Genomic DNA, 17,387 nt, shown 5'->3' on the forward strand with positions numbered 1-17,387 from the left:
ATCATGGATAGGCCGCCGCCTTCTTCAAAGACCCTTCACACTAGTGTGAGGGGTCTTTTTATTTTAAAAGGATAAAGACCAGGTGAGAGAGCCGCTGACGAAGCCCCTGGCTCGTCAGGGTCCTGATTCGCTAAAAAGGCAACGCCTTTGGCGACATCATGGATAGGCCGCCGCCTTCTTCGAAGACCCTTCACACTAGTGTGAGGGGTCTTTTTATTTTAAAAGGATAAAGACCAGGTGGGAGAGCCGCTGACGAAGCCTCTGGCTCGTCAGGGTCCTGATTCGCTAAAAAGGCAACGCCTTTTGCTGAATCATGGATAGGCCGCCGACACAAAACTTCCTGACCTATGGCGTCAGGATTTTTATTTAAAAGGATAAAGACCAGGTGAGAGAGCCGCTGACGAAGCCCCTAGCTCGTCAGGGTCCTGATCCGCTAAAAAGGCGAAGCCTTTGGCGACATCATGGATAGGCCGCCGCCTTCTTCGAAGACCCTTCACACTAGTGTGAGGGGTCTTTTTATTTTAAAAGGATAAAGACCAGGTGGGGAGAGCCGCTGACGAAGCCCCTGGCCCGTCAGGGTCCTGATCCGCTAAAAAGGCAACGCCTTTGGCGACATCATGGATAGGCCGCCGCACAAAACTTCCTGACCTATGGCGTCAGGATTTTTAATTCTCCGCCCAAAGCCGGAACCCCATGCACCTTTGGAAAACCCCAAACTTTCCCCTTGGTATTCTCCCCAAGAATAAGTAGGTTGTAGCATCTTTTAAACCAATCCTTTTAAGTATGCGAAATACTCTTTTATGCGCCGCATTCGCGTTCTGCGCTTTCCTGGGTTTTGGGCAAACGGAAAATATCAAGGCCCTGGTTGGAGGTACCCTGATAGACGGTTATGGTTCCAATCCAATCAAAAATAGTGTGATCATTATAGAAGGAGAACGCATTAAGGCGGTAGGCGACCAGAACAACACAGCAATACCTGAAAATGCAGAAGTGATCTCCACTGAAGGAATGACCGTACTGCCCGGATTGTGGGATATGCATGTGCACACCATGATCAATGGTCATGCGGATTACGCCTATTGGGATAGGACCTATCCCCCCTTATTCAAAGATGTGATCATGCCGGCCTCAGCTCATCAATTGCTTCTCGCAGGCGTAACCAGTGCCCGTGATCTTGGAGCTCCATTAGAGGAAAGCATTGCGGTTAGGGATGCTATTAACAAAGGTGAAATACCTGGCGCTACCTTGTATGTCTCAGGCCCTTTTATCCAGCACAAGCCTTACCCAAATACCGAAGCTTTTCGCTGGGGGGTAAATGGCCCGGAGGACGGGAGAAAGAAAATAAGAAAACTTGCCAATGCCGGAGTAGATGTGATCAAGTTGATAGATCAGGACCAAATGTCTATGGAAGAACTCAATGCGGTTGTAGATGAAGCCCACGAACATAATCTGAAAGTAGTCGCTCATGGTCATCGCCCGGAAGAGATCCGCCGGGGGCTGCAAGTTGGTGTTGATTGCTTTGAACATACCGGACTTTCTTCTGCTCCCAGATATCCTGAAGACGTCATGGAAATGATCCGGGAAAGGACGGCGCAAATGAATAAAGGCCCTCTTTTTTGGTGCCCTACAGTAGAAGGGCTTTATAATTATGAGTATGTAAGGGATAATCCGGAAAAACTGGATAATGATTCCTGGCATCTGGGTTTGCCAGACAGCATTATTACTGACATTAAGGAAAGTATTAAACACCCGGACCGATTACCTTACTTTCAACTGACACCTTCAAGAAAACCTACTCTGAAAACCAAGATCCATCAATTGCTGGATGCGGGAGTCGTACTGCTCATAGGGACAGACAGTGGTATCCCTATGAAATTTCACAGCCAGTCTACCTGGAATGAACTGGATGTATGGGTCAATGAGTTTGGTATTGATCCGATGTATGCGATCCGCGCAGCCACTTACTGGCCGGCATTGTGGATGGGTGTAGCAGATGATGTCGGGACGGTTACTCCGGGAAAATATGCGGATATCATAGCCGTAAATGGTGACGTCTTAAGGTATATCAGCCTACTCCAGGATGTTGACATGGTTATCAAACACGGAAAACGTTACAAGTGAGTTTATCCTATAGGGAAGAAGAAACCCTGAATGCAATTTCTCACGGCTTTGGGGCAGTACTGGGCCTGGTTGGCTTCGTATTGCTGCTCAAAAACAATACCCGCCACACAGAATACGCAAATTTTGCGATTATAACATATAGCTTATCCCTTATACTGCTGTTTGTCGCATCTGCCTGGTATCATTCTATTGCAGAGCCATCGCTAAAGAAAAAGCTACGGGTGCTGGATCACATCAGCATTTACTATCTGATCGCGGGAACCTATACCCCTGTATCATTAATTACTTTAGAATCTGGAAATGGCTGGACTATTTTTTATGTCGTCTGGGGGATGGCATTAGTAGGGACCTTGTTAAAGCTCTTTTTTACCGGAAGATTTGAAGTTTTCTCCCTGTTGCTCTACCTCTTTATGGGATGGATGATTGTTTTTGATTTCCGGAATCTTACCACTCAGTTATCGAAAGAAGGACTTTGGCTCATGGGACTGGGAGGAGCGTTTTATACATTGGGGATCCTATTTTATGCCATCAGACGGATCCCCTATAACCATTTGATCTGGCACATTTTTGTGTTGGGAGGAGCCATAAGTCACTGGTTTATGATATACCTGCATGTCATTTAAGTCTATCACGGCTTACCCATAGGAGCATCATCGCAGGCCAATTCTCCCGCCGCATACCGCATTCCGTCCGATAAAAACTTGAGAAGGCCACTATTATCGTAACTCTGAGCGTTGTGAGACAGTGAAGAGTAGAAAACACGCCCGTTTCCGTAGCGTTTTATCCATGAAATGTACTTTATGTTATCTTCTACCGGTTCCCTAAGGTCCGTAAGAGAATTGGCGTCCATATATAGCAAAGGCCTGAAGTCATAGTCAAAATAGGCGTTGTTGAAAAAGTATGGTTCGTCAATATGTTCAAACCCCTTGCCCTCAAAAGCACTTAACAATGGATGATCTGCGTCTACTAATTCAACTTTAATGTTTTGTTGTTTTGGATGATAGTCAAAACTCCCGCCTACCAGTTCACTAAAAGCATCCGATTTGTTCTGCATGGTAATGCCTCCGTGAAGTACGATTAATCCGCCTCCGGATCTTACGTATTCTAAAAGGTTGTTCTCCATCGCATTAGCCTGCTTTTCTGCCTGCTCTTTAGAAAGTGATTTGTTCTGGCTAAGCACATCCCAAAAAAGATTCCTTTTGTCTCTTTTAGAGCAATTATTGTTGAGTATTACCGCATCGTACTTCTTTAGGTTTTCCATTTGAAATTCCTGAATATCGAAACTGGTAACACTATTATAACTTTCAATTTTATCCACCAGTATTTCCATAACCGCGGCAGTATGCGGTATAGTCCAATGTTCATAGCCGGTATGAAGGGAGAAGATCAGGATTTGTTTTTCGGCACTGCCAGGCTCTTTAGCGGTCTCAGGAACCAGGTCCGAAATTTTGTTAAGCCAATCCTCGTTAAGTTCTATCGGTTTTAAATTTTGAGCAGATAGAACAAAGGAAAACAAGAACATTAAAACAAACAGGGATTCTCGCATGGCAAATGGTGTAATGGTTCATCTCCTAAATTACGATTTATGCCCCACTAAATGAAATAGGCCAATAGCACACCCAATAGAATTACCAATAGCTTTCTGAGATTGAATGTATGCCCCTCCGAACTCTCAAATAGTATTATGGTTGAGATATGAAGGAAAACCCCGATGACCAAAGCTGTTATCCAATCTGAGTACTTGCCTATTAACCCGTATTCACCGGCAAAGAGATATCCAAGCGGGGTCATAAGTGAAAATAACACAATAAATAGAAATACGTAAACCCTCTTGATCTTGGAGTTTATCAGAAACAAACTTAATATTAATGCGATAGGGATCTTATGCACCAGTATTCCGTAAAGTATCCCGCCATGCTGGTCTAAGGGGATCCCTTCAAGGAACGCGTGTAACGAAATACTTACGAAAAGTAAGAGCGGGAAATTCACATTATTGCTGTCCAGATGAACATGTCCATGTTCAGCGCCTTTAGAGAAAAACTCCAGAAAGATCTGGAGCACTATCCCTAAAATGATAAAACCGCCAATGGTCTTCGCATCGCTATTCTGATACACCTCCGGAAGCAATTCAAAAGTGGTCAGGGCCAATAGATAAGCTCCGCTAAAGGCCAGGAGTAACCGCATTCCTTCACCTTTTTCCGGACGAAAGGCATAAACAAAACCAAAGGGAACAAGAACGGAAAGAACTAATAAAAGATAGGTCATAAAGTATTTTGGCCAGGTATTGGACTAAAATTAATCCGAGCCAAAATTAGTGTATTTTTGTGGCATTCTTTCAGAAGTTTATGGACGGTAATTTTAGAATGGTCGCAAAGACCCTTTACGGCTTTGAAGAAATTCTTGCCAGGGAGTTGAGGAACCTTGGGGCGGGAGAGGTCAGAATAGGTGTACGCAACGTTTCGTTCTCCGGAGACCTTGGGTTTATGTACAAGGCCAACCTCTGCCTTAGAACGGCCTTAAAGATACTGAGGCCCATTACTTCTTTTTACGTTAGGGATGAAAAGGACCTGTACAAAAAGATCCACAGACTGCCATGGGAGCAATTTCTCAGTACAAAAAATACCATTCTGGTAGATAGCCTGCTTAAGTCGGACCACTTCAGGCATTCCTTATTTGTTTCACAGAAGGCAAAGGATGCGATTGTGGACAGATTTATGGAACGACAGGGTAGTCGTCCAAGTGTAGATCTGAAGACACCGGACATTAGGATCCACCTGCACATTCAAAGGAATCAATGCGAGGTTGCCCTGGACAGTTCAGGTAGTTCCCTACATCACAGGGGCTACCGCAAAGCCACTAACATTGCCCCGATTAACGAAGTGCTTGCCGCTGGCTTACTATTACTTAGTGGCTGGGATGGAAGAACTCATTTCCTGGACCCCATGTGCGGTAGTGGCACCTTATTGGTAGAGGCGGCCATGATCGCGTGTAACATACCGGCTAACATCAATCGAACGCATTTCGCATTTCAAAACTGGCTTGATTATAACCAGGAGTTGTTTGAGAAAATCGTTCAAGCCAGTCTAAACAGGACCAGGGAGTTTAATTTTAAGATCACCGGATTCGACAAGGCGCCGTCGGCTGTACGAAAGGCTATTGAAAATGTGGAGAACGCCAATCTCTCCGAATACATTAGCATAGATCAGCAGAATTTCTTTGAATCTTCTAAGTCTACAGACGGACCCTTACATATGGTATTCAATCCACCTTATGGCGAGCGTTTGAGTATCGATATAAAGGAATTTTACGGTAATATTGGGGATACGCTAAAGAAAGGATATCCCGGCACGGAGGCCTGGCTGATCTGTTCCAATATGGAGGCGCTGAAATATGTGGGACTACGGACCTCCAGAAAGATCAAAGTATTCAATGGAAAACTGGAATCGCGTTTTGTTAAATACGAAATGTACCAGGGAAGTAAAAAGGCTAAATACCAAAAAGAGATCTAAACTATGAGACCAAAATACAAAGCGTTATTATTTAATTTCATAGGGTTTGCCCTGCTTTTTATTGTGGTCCGCCTGTTACTTGGCTATTACTGGCCAATTAACCCCATTTTTCTGGCGGTTACCTCAGCCATCGTTGCCAATATCCTTGCGCCAAAATTCGGTGCAATCACAACAGAGCAAGGCGAGAAGATCATGATGAAATGGATCTTTATCAAAGGTATTCGGGAGATTTAGGTCATTGGCCCTGAGGAGCCTCTTCCACCTTTTTCTTTTTAGCTTTTTTATAAAGGGGCAAAAAGTAGCTAAGTGTATAGTTATAGCCCACACCGAAATTACTACCATCAGTGACTTTATTGAATCCCGGGATCCAGAGATTGGGAAATCGATCAGCTTCTTTATTTGTCACCAGGAAGGCTAGCCGTACGCTGGCACCCAGGAAGATATTTGCGAAGAGCTCCACTTTGGTTCCGAAGACGAACTCAAGCCAGGAGGCGCTCAAACCCCCAAATTCCTCAGGCTCAAGTGACCCGGGCACAAAACCATCCGGACTCCAATACCGATTACTGTCAAAAAGCGTATAATTGTTCAGGGTCTGGCTATGACTGCTGATGGCGTAACGGCCACCGATAAAAATGGAATTGTTCATTCCATACCAGTTTTCATAAGTGTTGTAATCCACCCCAAGCTTTAGGTAGCTTCCTGAAGTGGTAAAATTGTAAATCTCGAATTGACCCTCGTTAAGATCATTTCCCAATAATTCGCTCCGGGTCTTCTTTTCGTTTCCGAGTTCTGCCGCCAGGTAAAGTTTCCTGGTGATGCGGTAATCTCCGACGATCTCAAATCCCGTGTAATCATCATTCAGGAAAGTGATCAATGGCCGGTTAAGATCAATTCCCACCCTGATGCCGTAGGGTTCATCATAGCGCACGGTGTCTTTGGGTTGCAGATCAATGGATTCCTGTTGGGCCAATCCGCTAACTATCCAAAACAATCCTATAAGACTAATGAAATATCTTGACATGCGCGCTTATTTGGTTCGTAACCGTAGAAGTGACAACCTCAATTTCCTGTATCCAATTAGACGAATCGGAAGTAAGTTCAGGAGTTACTTCCTCATAATTAGCCACAAAACCACAGGCCCTCGAAACATATACCTCCTGGGTATTGTAGGAGAAGCTCAGGGTATCAATGTTTCCTGTTTCCACATCGTTCTCGTCGTCTTCGGACTCAAAGATCAGTTGAAAGGAAGTTGTGGGCTGATTTATTTGCAGGGGCAAACCTATGGAATCAATGCTACTCCGATCAGTAAAGGTATTCAAGGTACTTCCCTGACCCAGGCCAATTACCCTTAAGTTGGTTACCGCTTTGAATTCTGTAGTATCTTCTGCATCGTAAAAGCGGATCACTAAAAGCGGAGTATCCCCGTCCACGCAGATATCGTCTTTTTCACAAGCTTCAAATACCATAGCAGTCAAAAAGAAAAGGAAAACGTATTTCATTTTCCCCTCAGGTCCAAGGTTTGTACTAAGTATCCGTTTAATTACTCGCCTCATGCTTTTTACGTTCCAAAAGTACTACATTTTCCACATGATAAGTCTGTGGAAACATATCAACAGCTTGTACCTTTTTAATTATATAATCTTCCTTCATCAGGCTTAGGTCCCTGGCCTGGGTGGCACTGTTACAGCTTACATAAACCACTCGTTCCGGGTTAATATCCAGGATTTGCTGGACCACGGCTTTATGCATTCCATCACGTGGCGGGTCCGTAATAAGTACATCAGGTTTCCCGTGCTCCTTTACGAAATCGGCCGAGAAGATATGGCGCATATCCCCAACATAAAAGTCTGTATTGGAAATCCCGTTGAGAACAGCATTGGATTTTGCGGCTTCAATTGCATCAGGAACGGCTTCAATACCTACAACTTTGCGTGCCTTTGATGCCAGAAACTGCGCTATAGTACCGGTTCCGGTATAGAGATCGAAAACCAATTCCTCACCGCTAAGCCCCGCGAAATCTCTCACCACTTTGTATAACTCATAGGCTTGTTCTGAATTGGTCTGATAAAACGACTTTGCATTAATTTTAAAACGCAGCCCTTCCATCTCTTCAAAGATGTGATCCCTTCCCTTGTAGCAAATCACCTTCTGATCATATAGGGTATCGTTCTGCTTTTGGTTGATCACGTAAAGCAGGGAGGTAATCTCAGGGAATGAGTCGTAAAGATGTTCCAACAATCCTTCTCGCGCCACCTTATCATCCTCAAAGAACTGTATGAGTACCATTAGTTCACCTGTGGAGGCGGTACGGATCATCAAATTGCGAAGTAGGCCCCGCTGTTCTCTTAGATTGAAAAAGGACAAACCTTCTTTCCTGGCATAATTTTTAATCGTTGTTCTCAAGGCATTGGAAGGATCCCGCTGTAAATGGCACTTATCGATATCCAGGATCTTGTCCCACATTCCGGGAATATGAAAACCAAGGGCGGTACGGTCTTCTATGGGATCTTTGGATTCTATTTCTTCAGGGGTAAGCCAACGGCTGTCCGAAAAAGAGAATTCCATTTTGTTCCTGTAGAAGTATTGCTTTTCAGACCCCAGTATAGGTAATAATTCGGGAAGATCTAATTGACCAATGCGTTTGAGGTTGTTCTCTACTTCCCGTTGCTTGTAATAGAGCTGGTGCTCATAGGCCATATGTTGCCATTTACAACCACCGCACACTCCAAAATGCGAGCACTCCGGAGATACTCTTTTTTCGGAATAAGTATGAAAGGCGGTAGCCACCCCCTCAAAATACGCCTTGCGCTTTTTTGTAGTTTGAACATCGACTACATCACCCGGTACAGCATTCGTCAGGAAAATTACTCTGCCGTCAGGGGCTTTACCGATGGCCTTACCTTTAGCTCCCGCATCGGTAATCAGGACATTCTCAAAATACTTTTTCACGCGGTTTTTTCGCATGAGGCAAATGTAAGCTCTTTTTTAAGAAGATATGATGCCCATAAGATACTGTTAACAAAGTAAGCCTGCTCATGGGGTATTCCGGCCGTGGATTCATTTGATGAAAGTATTTTGCACCACTGATAAAATTTGTAATTTAGCCTTACTGCATGGATGATTTCTCTCCGTAAGAAGGAATTGCTGAAGTCTTATTTAAATTTTTAGAATCATGTCTGTAATGGAAAGAATCACTTCCGCAGATGCGATCGCTCTGGAAGAAAAGTACGGAGCGCAGAACTATCATCCGCTACCAGTTGTTTTGAGTAGGGGTGAAGGCGTCTATGTATGGGATGTGGAAGGTAAGAAATACTATGATTTCTTATCTGCCTATTCCGCGGTTAACCAGGGGCATTGCCACCCAAAGATCATTGCTGCCTTAAAGGAACAGGCTGAAAATCTCACCCTTACTTCACGTGCATTTTACAACGATATGTTGGGAAGGTATGAGAAGTATATGTCGGAGTACTTTGGTTTTGATAGGGTACTACCCATGAATACCGGTGCTGAGGCGGTGGAAACAGCCATAAAGATCTCCAGGAAATGGGGATATGAGAAAAAGGGGATCCATTCCAACCAGGCCAAGATAGTGGTGTGCCAGAATAATTTTCACGGGCGTACCATTACCATAATTTCGGCCTCGAATGACCCTATTGCCACGGAAAATTTCGGACCTTTTACGCCTGGTATATTGTCCATTCGTTACGATGATATCAATGCCTTGCGTGAAGCTCTTGAAGATCCGAATATTGCGGCATTCCTTGTAGAGCCTATTCAAGGTGAGGCAGGGGTCTATGTACCAGACGAAAACTATCTAAAAGAAGCCTACGATCTCTGCAAACAAAAAAATGTGTTATTCATCGCAGACGAGGTGCAAACCGGAATTGCCAGGACCGGAAGGCTTTTAGCTTCTTGTGGCGACTGTGGTTGTAGTGACAAGAATTGCAGTGGGGAGCCTGAAGTAAAGCCCGATGTGCTTATTTTGGGTAAGGCGCTTTCCGGAGGAGTGCTGCCAGTCTCCGCTGTGCTCGCGAACAATGAGGTCATGGAAGTAATCCGTCCCGGTAATCACGGCTCTACCTTTGGAGGCAACCCGCTTGCCTGTGCAGTGGCCATGGCTGCCTTAGACGTGGTGAAAGAAGAGAACCTGGCGGAAAATGCGGAATATCTCGGAGAGATATTCAGGCAGGGAATGGAAAAACTGATGGCTAAATCCTCATTAGTCAAATTGGTTAGGGGTAAAGGATTGTTGAACGCGATAGTGATCAACGATACTGAAGATAGTTCCACAGCCTGGGACATTTGTATAGCCCTTAAGGAAAACGGACTGCTGGCTAAACCCACCCATGGGAACATCATTCGCTTTGCGCCGCCACTGGTTATGACAGAGGAGGAACTCCTGGATTGCATCGCAATCATCAGTAAGACCATTCTTGATTTTGAAAAGAAAACTGGGCAATAAACACCATCCGGAAGAAAACAAGTCAAATAAAAAACCCTGGCCTAGGCCAGGGTTTGATTTTTTATCCGTTGGGGAGATTAAGAACGTACTTCTTTGATCCTCGCTTTCTTACCGGTAAGACCCCTGAAGTAGAAAATACGAGCTCTTCGCACTTTTCCTTTCTTGTTTATCTCAATCTTTTGCAGCGCAGGCATATTGATCGGGAAGATTCGCTCAACACCCACAGTTCCGGACATTTTGCGAATGGTAAAGGTCTCAGTAGCCCCGGTACCTCTTCTTTGAATAACTACTCCCTTGAAAAACTGGGTTCTTGTTTTTTCCCCTTCCTTGATCTCATAGTATACTGTGATGGTATCTCCGGATGAGAATTCAGGAAATTCTTTTTTTGGAACAAATTCGTTTTCAACAAATTTTACTAAAGATTCCATGATATTTTGTTTAATGGGTTTGTCAAAACCAACATTCACGGACCTCGTCAGAGGTTGATTTTAATCGACTGCAAAAATAATCAATAAATGTCAATCCACAAGTACCCGGCTTGCTTTTTTCCTATTTGTAAATCAGGCCTGTAATAAACGGTATTGCCTGATGTACTGTAGTATCAGTAAAAGCAGCCCAACAGCAAATATCAAATAACACAATTCCTTGAGAATTATTGTGATCCCCTGATACAGCACCAGATCTTGAGGGCTGTCCGCTAAAAGGCCGGAGAAGGCACTCAGTCCACTGAGCATCAAGGTGGTCAGGCTACCTATAAGCATGAGGATAGCTGCCAGAGAGCGTCGCCTGAACAGTAAAATAACACAGGCTACCAATACAGCGAACTGCGTAAGGAAGCCAAGTATGTATCCAATGCCGTATAGGGTCAAATGATTTTCATCCATTTTTCTGCGGTTTTAATGCGTTGACAGGAAATCTACCTGTTTCACATTACACTAACGCAAAAAGGCCCTGACTTATTTTTCCAGGAGGTCTGGCCTTAATTCCTGTGTTCGTTTAAGCGCTTCCTCCTCACGCCATTTTTCAATCTCAGGGAAATTCCCTCCTAGTAAAACTTCGGGAACTTTTAGGCCCTTGTAATCTCTGGGCCGCGTATATACCGGTGGTGCCAGGAGATTGTCCTGGAAGGTATCCGTCAAGGCCGAAGTTTCGTCATTAAGCACACCGGGAAGCAGTCTGATGATAGAATCGCATAGCACCGCGGCTCCCAATTCACCGCCTGAAAGGACGTAGTCTCCGATGGAGATCTCACGGGTAACCAAAGTATCTCTTACCCTCTGATCCACTCCTTTGTAATGCCCGCAGAGAATGATCAGGTTTTTCCGAAGTGACAAACTGTTGGCTGTTTTCTGATTCAGGGTTTCACCGTCAGGGGTTAGATAGATGACCTCGTCATAGGTTCTTTCCTTTTTTAGTGCAGTGATACATTTGTCAATAGGCTCAATCATTAAGACCATTCCGGCACCTCCGCCAAATTGGTAGTCGTCTACCTGCTTGTAGTTATCCTCGGTATAGTCCCTCAGGTTGTGCAAATGAACCTCCACCAAACCTTTTTCAATGGCCCTTTTTAGTATAGATGCCTCAAACGGACTTTTCAGGAGTTCCGGCAGAACCGTGATTATATCAATTCTCATGTCTGCAAAATACGATTTTCCTCAGGATCAGCCTGCCGTCCAGAAATAATGGAAGCAATGGGAATCCTTTACCCAGCCCAGGCGTTCGTATAGCTTTTGGGCCGGATTATCTACCGCGGTCTCCAGCGCTAAACCTTTGTAGTTGTTCTCTATACAAAACTCCTTGGCCCTGTTCAGCAACAATTCACCAACTCCTTGTTTTCGAAAATTATGATCTACAAAAAGATCATTGAGAATGTAAACAGCCTGCATGCTTACTGAAGAAAAACTGGTGAATAATTGGGTAAAACCTATGGCAGTTTCATTGGAATAGGCCAAAAAAACCACCGTTTCTTCGCGATAAAAGCGATCTTCCAAGAATTTTACAGCACCGCTGAGATCAGACTTTTGCTCATAAAAGACCCTGTAGGCGTCGAACAGCGGGGCTAATTCCGGAATATCTGATTTGTTGGCTTTGCGGATGTTGATCATATCGATGCCATTAAAAAAGCTCCCCGGAGGGAGCTTATCATTATTTCATTTTTTTGTACTTGTTTATCTCATCCTGGAGTTGTCTGCTTATTCTTTGCTCCCTTTCCAGTGCCCTTCGTCGGTGATCCTCATATTCTGTCTCCAGTTCGCTAAGGTTGGATTTGGCAATCTGGGTCAGGATGTTACTTCTTCTGAATTTATAAATAAAGAGAAGTAGCAACGCGAGCAACCCGGCAATGATGGTCCAGAGAATGCCGTTATAAGTTCCTTTTGAAACTTGTATACCCAGGAAAGACATACTATCCTTTTCGGCGGTAACTGAATTCAGGTTGCTGGTAGTATCCTCCAGCTTTTTATTCAGTGATGATATGGTAGCCTCATGAGTGGCTATTGTAGCGTTCAGCTCAGATTTTTTAGCATTTGCAGCGTTGATCGAATCTATGACGTTCTTTCTCAGTTTGTCCAGATTAATTACCCGAACCACCTCATATCGCTTTCCCTCAGCCCGGTAATTCCCGGACTTCTTGTAAATGAATTCAAACTGGCTGTCTATAGAGCCCTGGTCCAGGGAAAGTTCCTGCTGCGCCCCCGCATCTTGAGCATACTGTAAGTTAAAGGTCCACAAAGCAATTATAATGGATAGTATTTTATAACCCTTCATTTGTAGTTATTCTTGTATTATTAAATGATTTAGAGTGAGGCTAAAGTACTTCAATAAAATCAATTAAGAAAAAAATTCAACCACAACGTTTATCGCCCCCCGATAGGGACTTTAAACTTTCTGCCTCCGGTCAAAGGTATTAATAGTAAGTGAAACGGCGGACTTTTGCAATGTATTTTGCAAGCCTGATCACCTGATGGGCATAGCCGTACTCGTTGTCATACCAGACATACAAAATCAGGTTTTTGCCATCGGGGGATACAATGGTGGCCGTGCTGTCGTAAATGGCGGGAGCGGAGGTCCCGATAATATCGGTAGACACCAGCTCGTTGCTCAGTGAATATTTGATCTGCTCTACAAGATCGCCTTCCAGGGCGTATTTCTTTACAATGGTATTCAGGCTTTCCTTAGAGGTCTTGTGCTTTACTTCCAGGTTGAGTATGGCCAGGGATCCGTTGGGTACCGGCACCCGTATGGCATTAGAGGTAAGCTTGCCTTCCAGGTTGGGTAATGCCTTGGCCACGGCTTGGCCTGCACCGGTTTCGGTAATGACCATATTCAAGGCTGCTGCCCTTCCGCGTCTGTATTTGCCGTGCATATTGTCTACCAGGTTCTGGTCGTTGGTATAGGCATGAATGGTTTCCAGATGTCCTTTTTTAATACCCAGGGAATCGTCCACTACCTTGAGGATTGGCGTGATGGCATTAGTAGTGCAGGAAGCCGCGGAATAGATCGAGGTGATATCCGGATCGAATTCCTTCTGATTAACGCCGTGTACAATATTCGGTACTTCCTTTCCGGGAGCTGTAAGCAACGTTTTGGACACACCTTTGGCTTTCAGATGACGCCCCAGACCTTTTTTGTCCCTATAGGCTCCGGTATTGTCAATGACCAAGGCATCGTTGATGCCGTATTTGATATAGTCTATTTCTTCCGGTTTTTGGGCGTTGATAAGGTGTACGGTGGTCCCGTTTATGATAAGGGCTTTGTTCTGATAGTCTGCATCAACCGTTCCCATAAACTGTCCGTGAACGGAGTCTGTACGCAGTAAAGTGGCTCTTTTTTCCAGGATCTCTTCGGTAAACTCACCCCTGGTAACAATTGCCCTTAGGCGTAATTGATTTCCTTTTCCGGTTTTCGCCATTAATTCACGGGCCAAAAGTCGTCCTATCCTTCCAAAACCATAGAGCACTACATCTTTAGGGACAATTTCTTTGGTATCGTTCGCTCCCTTGAGCTTGTCAAGTACAAAGGCCTTTACATTGTGGTAGTTGTTATGATCATCGGTATGATATTCATAGGTTAACTTTCCAATATCAAGCTTTGAAGGTGGTAGTTTAATGTCGCCAATAGCCCTTAGGATCTCTACCGAATCAAAAATAGAGATGGGCTTTTGGACAAATTCGCCGGCATACTCATGCAGGTTTATGATATCGCTGACGTTCTTGTCGATGATCTGATTCTTGAAAAGGACTACCTCAATGGCCTTGTCATACCAGAGGTCGCTTACGATCTTAATAAACTCGGTAGTTGCCTTTCGTCTGTCTGCCTGAAAAGCTAGCTCCTTTTCATAAGATTTGATGCTGTTCATTAATTGTAGGGTTTAATTTTTGTTGCAAAATTATTCATTTCAAACGTTTTCGTCCAAGGAATTTGAACAAAAAAAAGCACCCTTTGCAGAGTGCTTTACTATAATGCTTTGTTCAATTATTGGAATATAAGCCTTTCGCGCTCCCCATCTTCGTTGAGCATGGTGATACTCGTTTTTCCATACCTGGAGATCTCACCGAAGAGTCGGCGTGCATCCTGAATATCTTTTACCTCCTTATCGTCTACTGCAACGATTATCTTGCCCTGAAGCCCATAACCCCTGTAAGTTTCCGGCACCCCGGTTATCTTGACGCCTTTTTTGGTTTTATAGGTCTTTTGATCGTCTTTTGAAAGATTCTTGACTTCCAGTCCCATTACAGGAACAACAAGGGACTGCCTCGCTTTCAACATTACCGGAATGGTGAGCAGATCTCCTTCTCGCTTCACTTTGACCTGTACTTCATCTCCAGGCCTTTTGGAAGAAATATATCCTGTAAGATCAGCAAATCGCCTTACTTTAACATCGTCAATTTGTCTTATAATATCGCCGGATTGCAAACCTGCCTCTGCGGCACCGGAGTCTTCCACCACATTGTCAATATATACTCCATCAATTTCGTTGACACCCTTCTCAACCGCATAGGGTGTATTTACTGGAATGGTATTGATGCCCAGAATTCCGTTTTGTACGTTCCCATACTCCATGATATCCTCAACTACCTTCTTGGCAATATTACTTGGAACGGCAAAAGAATAGCCTACATAAGACCCTGTTTGCGAGGTGATCGCGGTATTGATCCCTATAAGGTCTCCATTGGTATTTACAAGCGCACCCCCGCTATTTCCCGGATTTACAGCCGCATCTGTCTGAATAAAAGACTGCCTTCTACCCAGATCCCGGGCTTTTGCACTCACAATACCGGCCGTAACCGTAGAAGTTAGGTTGAACGGATTGCCAACCGCCAGCACCCATTCCCCGATCTTGGCATTATCTGAGTCCCCAAATGCAAGGTATGGAAGGCCCGTTTCAGCTTCAATCTTGATCAGGGCGATATCGGTATTCTGATCGGCCCCTATGATCTCTGCATCGTAGGTTTTATTGTTGTTAAGGGTAACCTTAACTTCTTTGGCTTTTGCTATAACGTGATTATTGGTTACTATATAACCGTCGGGTGAAATGATCACACCAGATCCGGTACCTACCTGAGGCTGCTGATTGCGTTCCGTACCATAGAAAAAGTCCCAAAGACTTCCGGAACCACTGCTCATAGTAACATTTTTTACGTGTACCACGGCATTTACCGTGTTTTCAGCTGCTATGGTAAAATCTACTTCGTTAATGCCAGACCCCTTATTAGAGGTGGGTGTATTGCTGGTAGTAAAAACGGGCATTTTGTCATCTGTAGAGACCAGCTGATAATCGGTTTTTTCAAAAAAAAGTTTGTAGGCTCCTAGGGTTATCGCTCCTGCAAAAAGGGCCATGAGGAGCAAACTTGCAATTTTCTTCATTTCTACTTAAGTTTTTTTAAATTTTTCCGCATGTTAAAATTAACAGTTTTCGTGCTTCTATATTTTGCTTTAACGACTTTTTAACTGCTAAAATAAGCTTAAATAAAGTACTATCTTTGTTGCTTATCGCAGAGGATGAATTACACATTCTTTAAATATCAGGGCACGGGTAACGATTTCGTAATGATCGACAATCGGGATAAATCCTTCCCCAAAGATAATGCCAAATTGGTGAAGCACTTTTGCGATCGCAGGTTCGGGATAGGCGCGGATGGGCTGATACTACTGGAAGATGACGAAGCGTCTGATTTCCGGATGATCTACTTCAATGCAGACGGCAATCCCGGCAGTATGTGTGGGAATGGAGGAAGGTGTGCGGTTGCCTTTGCGAATTTCCTGGGCATAATAAAAGACAAAACAACCTTTATGGCCGTGGACGGACTGCATCAGGCAGAGATCAACAAGAGCCAGGTAAGGCTTTATATGCAGGATGTTTCGGAGATCAGGGAAAAACCTCAGGCGGTATTTCTCGATACCGGTTCTCCACATCACATACAATTAGTTGAGGGGCTTGAGGATTTTGACGTATTTAAAGAGGGCCAAAGACTGCGCTATACCATCTACGGCGAATCCGGAAGCAATATCAATTTTGTGGAACAACAAAGCAAAGATGTTTTCGCTGTCAGAACCTATGAACGGGGGGTAGAAGACGAAACTTTGTCCTGTGGTACAGGGGTAACCGCTGTCGCCCTGGCGATGCACAAGTCCGGAAAAACGAAAAATAACCAGGTAACTGTAAAAACCAGGGGAGGGGATCTACATGTAGCCTTTGTAAACGGAGGAGGTACTTATACTTCCATCTATCTTGAAGGACCGGCAGAACAGGTATATAAGGGCCAGATATCATGGTGAACTTAAAAGGGGAACATATTTACCTAAGGGCCCTGGAACCTGAAGATCTGGATTTTTTGTACGAACTGGAGAACAATCCTGATATCTGGGAGATCAGCGGTACAGTTGCTCCCTATTCCAAACATGTTCTCAAACTTTATCTGGAAAATGCACATAGGGATATTTACGAAGTAAAGCAGTTGCGACTTTGTATTTGCAATGGCTCAGATGATTTAGTAGGTTTGATAGACCTTTTTGATTTTGACCCAAAAAACAGGAGGGCCGGAATAGGTATTGTAATAAGGAATGAAAAGGACCGAAACAAAGGAATGGGGGCAGAGGCCATTGAGTTGTTGTACAAATACGCCTTTTCTATACTCAACTTAAGGCAATTGTACGCCAATGTTGGTGAAAACAATACGGCGAGTCGCAATTTGTTCGAGAAATTGGGTTTTGAACAGACAGGGATCAAAAAGGACTGGGTACTGTCCGGGGGAAGCTTTAAAAACGAAATCGTTTATCAGAAGATCAATAATTAG

General features: G+C 44.2%; 19 protein-coding genes. 7 read left to right on the forward strand and 12 right to left on the reverse strand.

Annotated features, from left to right (window positions below; translation table 11 throughout):
- The first annotated feature begins 783 nt into the window (after positions 1-783).
- Positions 784-2,121: an amidohydrolase family protein gene (locus GTQ38_RS15075; protein WP_161436392.1), complete on the forward strand. Its 1,338-nt coding sequence runs from the start codon at positions 784-786 to the stop codon at positions 2,119-2,121.
- Positions 2,118-2,744 carry a PAQR family membrane homeostasis protein TrhA gene (gene trhA, locus GTQ38_RS15080; protein ID WP_161436393.1) on the forward strand — a complete coding sequence of 209 codons (627 nt, stop codon included), beginning with the start codon at positions 2,118-2,120 and terminating at the stop codon, positions 2,742-2,744. Before GTQ38_RS15075 ends, trhA begins: the two co-directional genes overlap by 4 nt.
- Positions 2,745-2,749: 5 nt before the next feature.
- Here trhA and GTQ38_RS15085 read toward each other — a convergent pair whose 3' ends face one another.
- Positions 2,750-3,667 carry a ThuA domain-containing protein gene (locus GTQ38_RS15085; RefSeq protein ID WP_238857966.1) on the reverse strand — a complete coding sequence of 306 codons (918 nt, stop codon included), beginning with the start codon at positions 3,665-3,667 and terminating at the stop codon, positions 2,750-2,752.
- A gap of 47 nt (positions 3,668-3,714) precedes the next feature.
- Positions 3,715-4,386 carry a ZIP family metal transporter gene (locus GTQ38_RS15090; protein WP_161436394.1) on the reverse strand — a complete coding sequence of 224 codons (672 nt, stop codon included), beginning with the start codon at positions 4,384-4,386 and terminating at the stop codon, positions 3,715-3,717.
- Between the two features lie 80 nt (positions 4,387-4,466).
- On the opposite strand from GTQ38_RS15090, the gene GTQ38_RS15095 reads away from it, so the two are divergent.
- Entirely contained in the window at positions 4,467-5,630 is a 1,164-nt protein-coding gene (locus GTQ38_RS15095) for a THUMP domain-containing class I SAM-dependent RNA methyltransferase (protein ID WP_161436780.1), read from the forward strand.
- A gap of 3 nt (positions 5,631-5,633) precedes the next feature.
- On the forward strand, positions 5,634-5,864 hold the full coding sequence (locus GTQ38_RS15100; RefSeq protein ID WP_161436395.1) for a hypothetical protein: 231 nt from the start codon (positions 5,634-5,636) through the stop codon (positions 5,862-5,864).
- A 1-nt stretch (position 5,865) separates the two neighbouring features.
- Here the strand turns inward: GTQ38_RS15100 and GTQ38_RS15105 are convergent, their stop codons facing one another.
- From GTQ38_RS15105 to rlmD, 3 genes are read right to left on the reverse strand one after another with little or no spacing between them, the layout of a single operon-like run.
- A complete protein-coding gene (locus tag GTQ38_RS15105) occupies positions 5,866-6,651 on the reverse strand; it encodes a DUF6048 family protein (RefSeq protein ID WP_161436396.1) in 786 nt (261 codons plus the stop codon).
- Entirely contained in the window at positions 6,632-7,183 is a 552-nt protein-coding gene (locus GTQ38_RS15110; protein ID WP_238857967.1) for a DUF6452 family protein, read from the reverse strand. The genes GTQ38_RS15105 and GTQ38_RS15110 overlap by 20 nt, the downstream gene beginning before the upstream one ends.
- Complete coding sequence (rlmD, locus tag GTQ38_RS15115) at positions 7,167-8,594, reverse strand: 23S rRNA (uracil(1939)-C(5))-methyltransferase RlmD (RefSeq protein WP_161436397.1); 1,428 nt, start codon at positions 8,592-8,594, stop codon at positions 7,167-7,169. Before rlmD ends, GTQ38_RS15110 begins: the two co-directional genes overlap by 17 nt.
- Before the next feature lie 208 nt (positions 8,595-8,802).
- Between rlmD and rocD the strand changes: the two genes are divergently transcribed.
- Positions 8,803-10,092: an ornithine--oxo-acid transaminase gene (rocD, locus tag GTQ38_RS15120; protein ID WP_161436398.1), complete on the forward strand. Its 1,290-nt coding sequence runs from the start codon at positions 8,803-8,805 to the stop codon at positions 10,090-10,092.
- Positions 10,093-10,169: 77 nt separating this feature from the next.
- Here rocD and rplS read toward each other — a convergent pair whose 3' ends face one another.
- From rplS to GTQ38_RS15155, 7 genes are all read right to left on the reverse strand, one after another.
- Positions 10,170-10,520 (reverse strand): 50S ribosomal protein L19, encoded by a 351-nt coding sequence (gene rplS / locus GTQ38_RS15125; protein ID WP_161436399.1) that lies wholly within the window; start codon positions 10,518-10,520, stop codon positions 10,170-10,172.
- Between the two features lie 132 nt (positions 10,521-10,652).
- Positions 10,653-10,976 carry a hypothetical protein gene (locus tag GTQ38_RS15130; protein ID WP_161436400.1) on the reverse strand — a complete coding sequence of 108 codons (324 nt, stop codon included), beginning with the start codon at positions 10,974-10,976 and terminating at the stop codon, positions 10,653-10,655.
- A gap of 72 nt (positions 10,977-11,048) precedes the next feature.
- Positions 11,049-11,726, reverse strand: coding sequence for a tRNA (guanosine(37)-N1)-methyltransferase TrmD (gene trmD, locus GTQ38_RS15135; protein ID WP_161436401.1), 678 nt, complete (start codon positions 11,724-11,726; stop codon positions 11,049-11,051).
- Between the two features lie 27 nt (positions 11,727-11,753).
- Entirely contained in the window at positions 11,754-12,197 is a 444-nt protein-coding gene (locus GTQ38_RS15140) for a GNAT family N-acetyltransferase (RefSeq protein ID WP_161436402.1), read from the reverse strand.
- A gap of 40 nt (positions 12,198-12,237) precedes the next feature.
- Positions 12,238-12,858: a tRNA (guanine-N1)-methyltransferase gene (locus GTQ38_RS15145; protein WP_161436403.1), complete on the reverse strand. Its 621-nt coding sequence runs from the start codon at positions 12,856-12,858 to the stop codon at positions 12,238-12,240.
- Between the two features lie 139 nt (positions 12,859-12,997).
- A complete protein-coding gene (locus GTQ38_RS15150) occupies positions 12,998-14,449 on the reverse strand; it encodes a glyceraldehyde-3-phosphate dehydrogenase (protein WP_161436404.1) in 1,452 nt (483 codons plus the stop codon).
- Between the two features lie 116 nt (positions 14,450-14,565).
- On the reverse strand, positions 14,566-15,957 hold the full coding sequence (locus tag GTQ38_RS15155) for a trypsin-like peptidase domain-containing protein (protein ID WP_161436405.1): 1,392 nt from the start codon (positions 15,955-15,957) through the stop codon (positions 14,566-14,568).
- 135 nt (positions 15,958-16,092) lie between these two features.
- Between GTQ38_RS15155 and dapF the strand changes: the two genes are divergently transcribed.
- Together dapF and GTQ38_RS15165 are read left to right on the forward strand one after the other, a co-directional pair.
- On the forward strand, positions 16,093-16,869 hold the full coding sequence (gene dapF, locus GTQ38_RS15160) for a diaminopimelate epimerase (protein WP_161436406.1): 777 nt from the start codon (positions 16,093-16,095) through the stop codon (positions 16,867-16,869).
- Complete coding sequence (locus GTQ38_RS15165; RefSeq protein ID WP_161436407.1) at positions 16,863-17,387, forward strand: GNAT family N-acetyltransferase; 525 nt, start codon at positions 16,863-16,865, stop codon at positions 17,385-17,387. Before dapF ends, GTQ38_RS15165 begins: the two co-directional genes overlap by 7 nt.

The organism is Poritiphilus flavus (assembly GCF_009901585.1).
Lineage (GTDB): Bacteria > Bacteroidota > Bacteroidia > Flavobacteriales > Flavobacteriaceae > Poritiphilus > Poritiphilus flavus.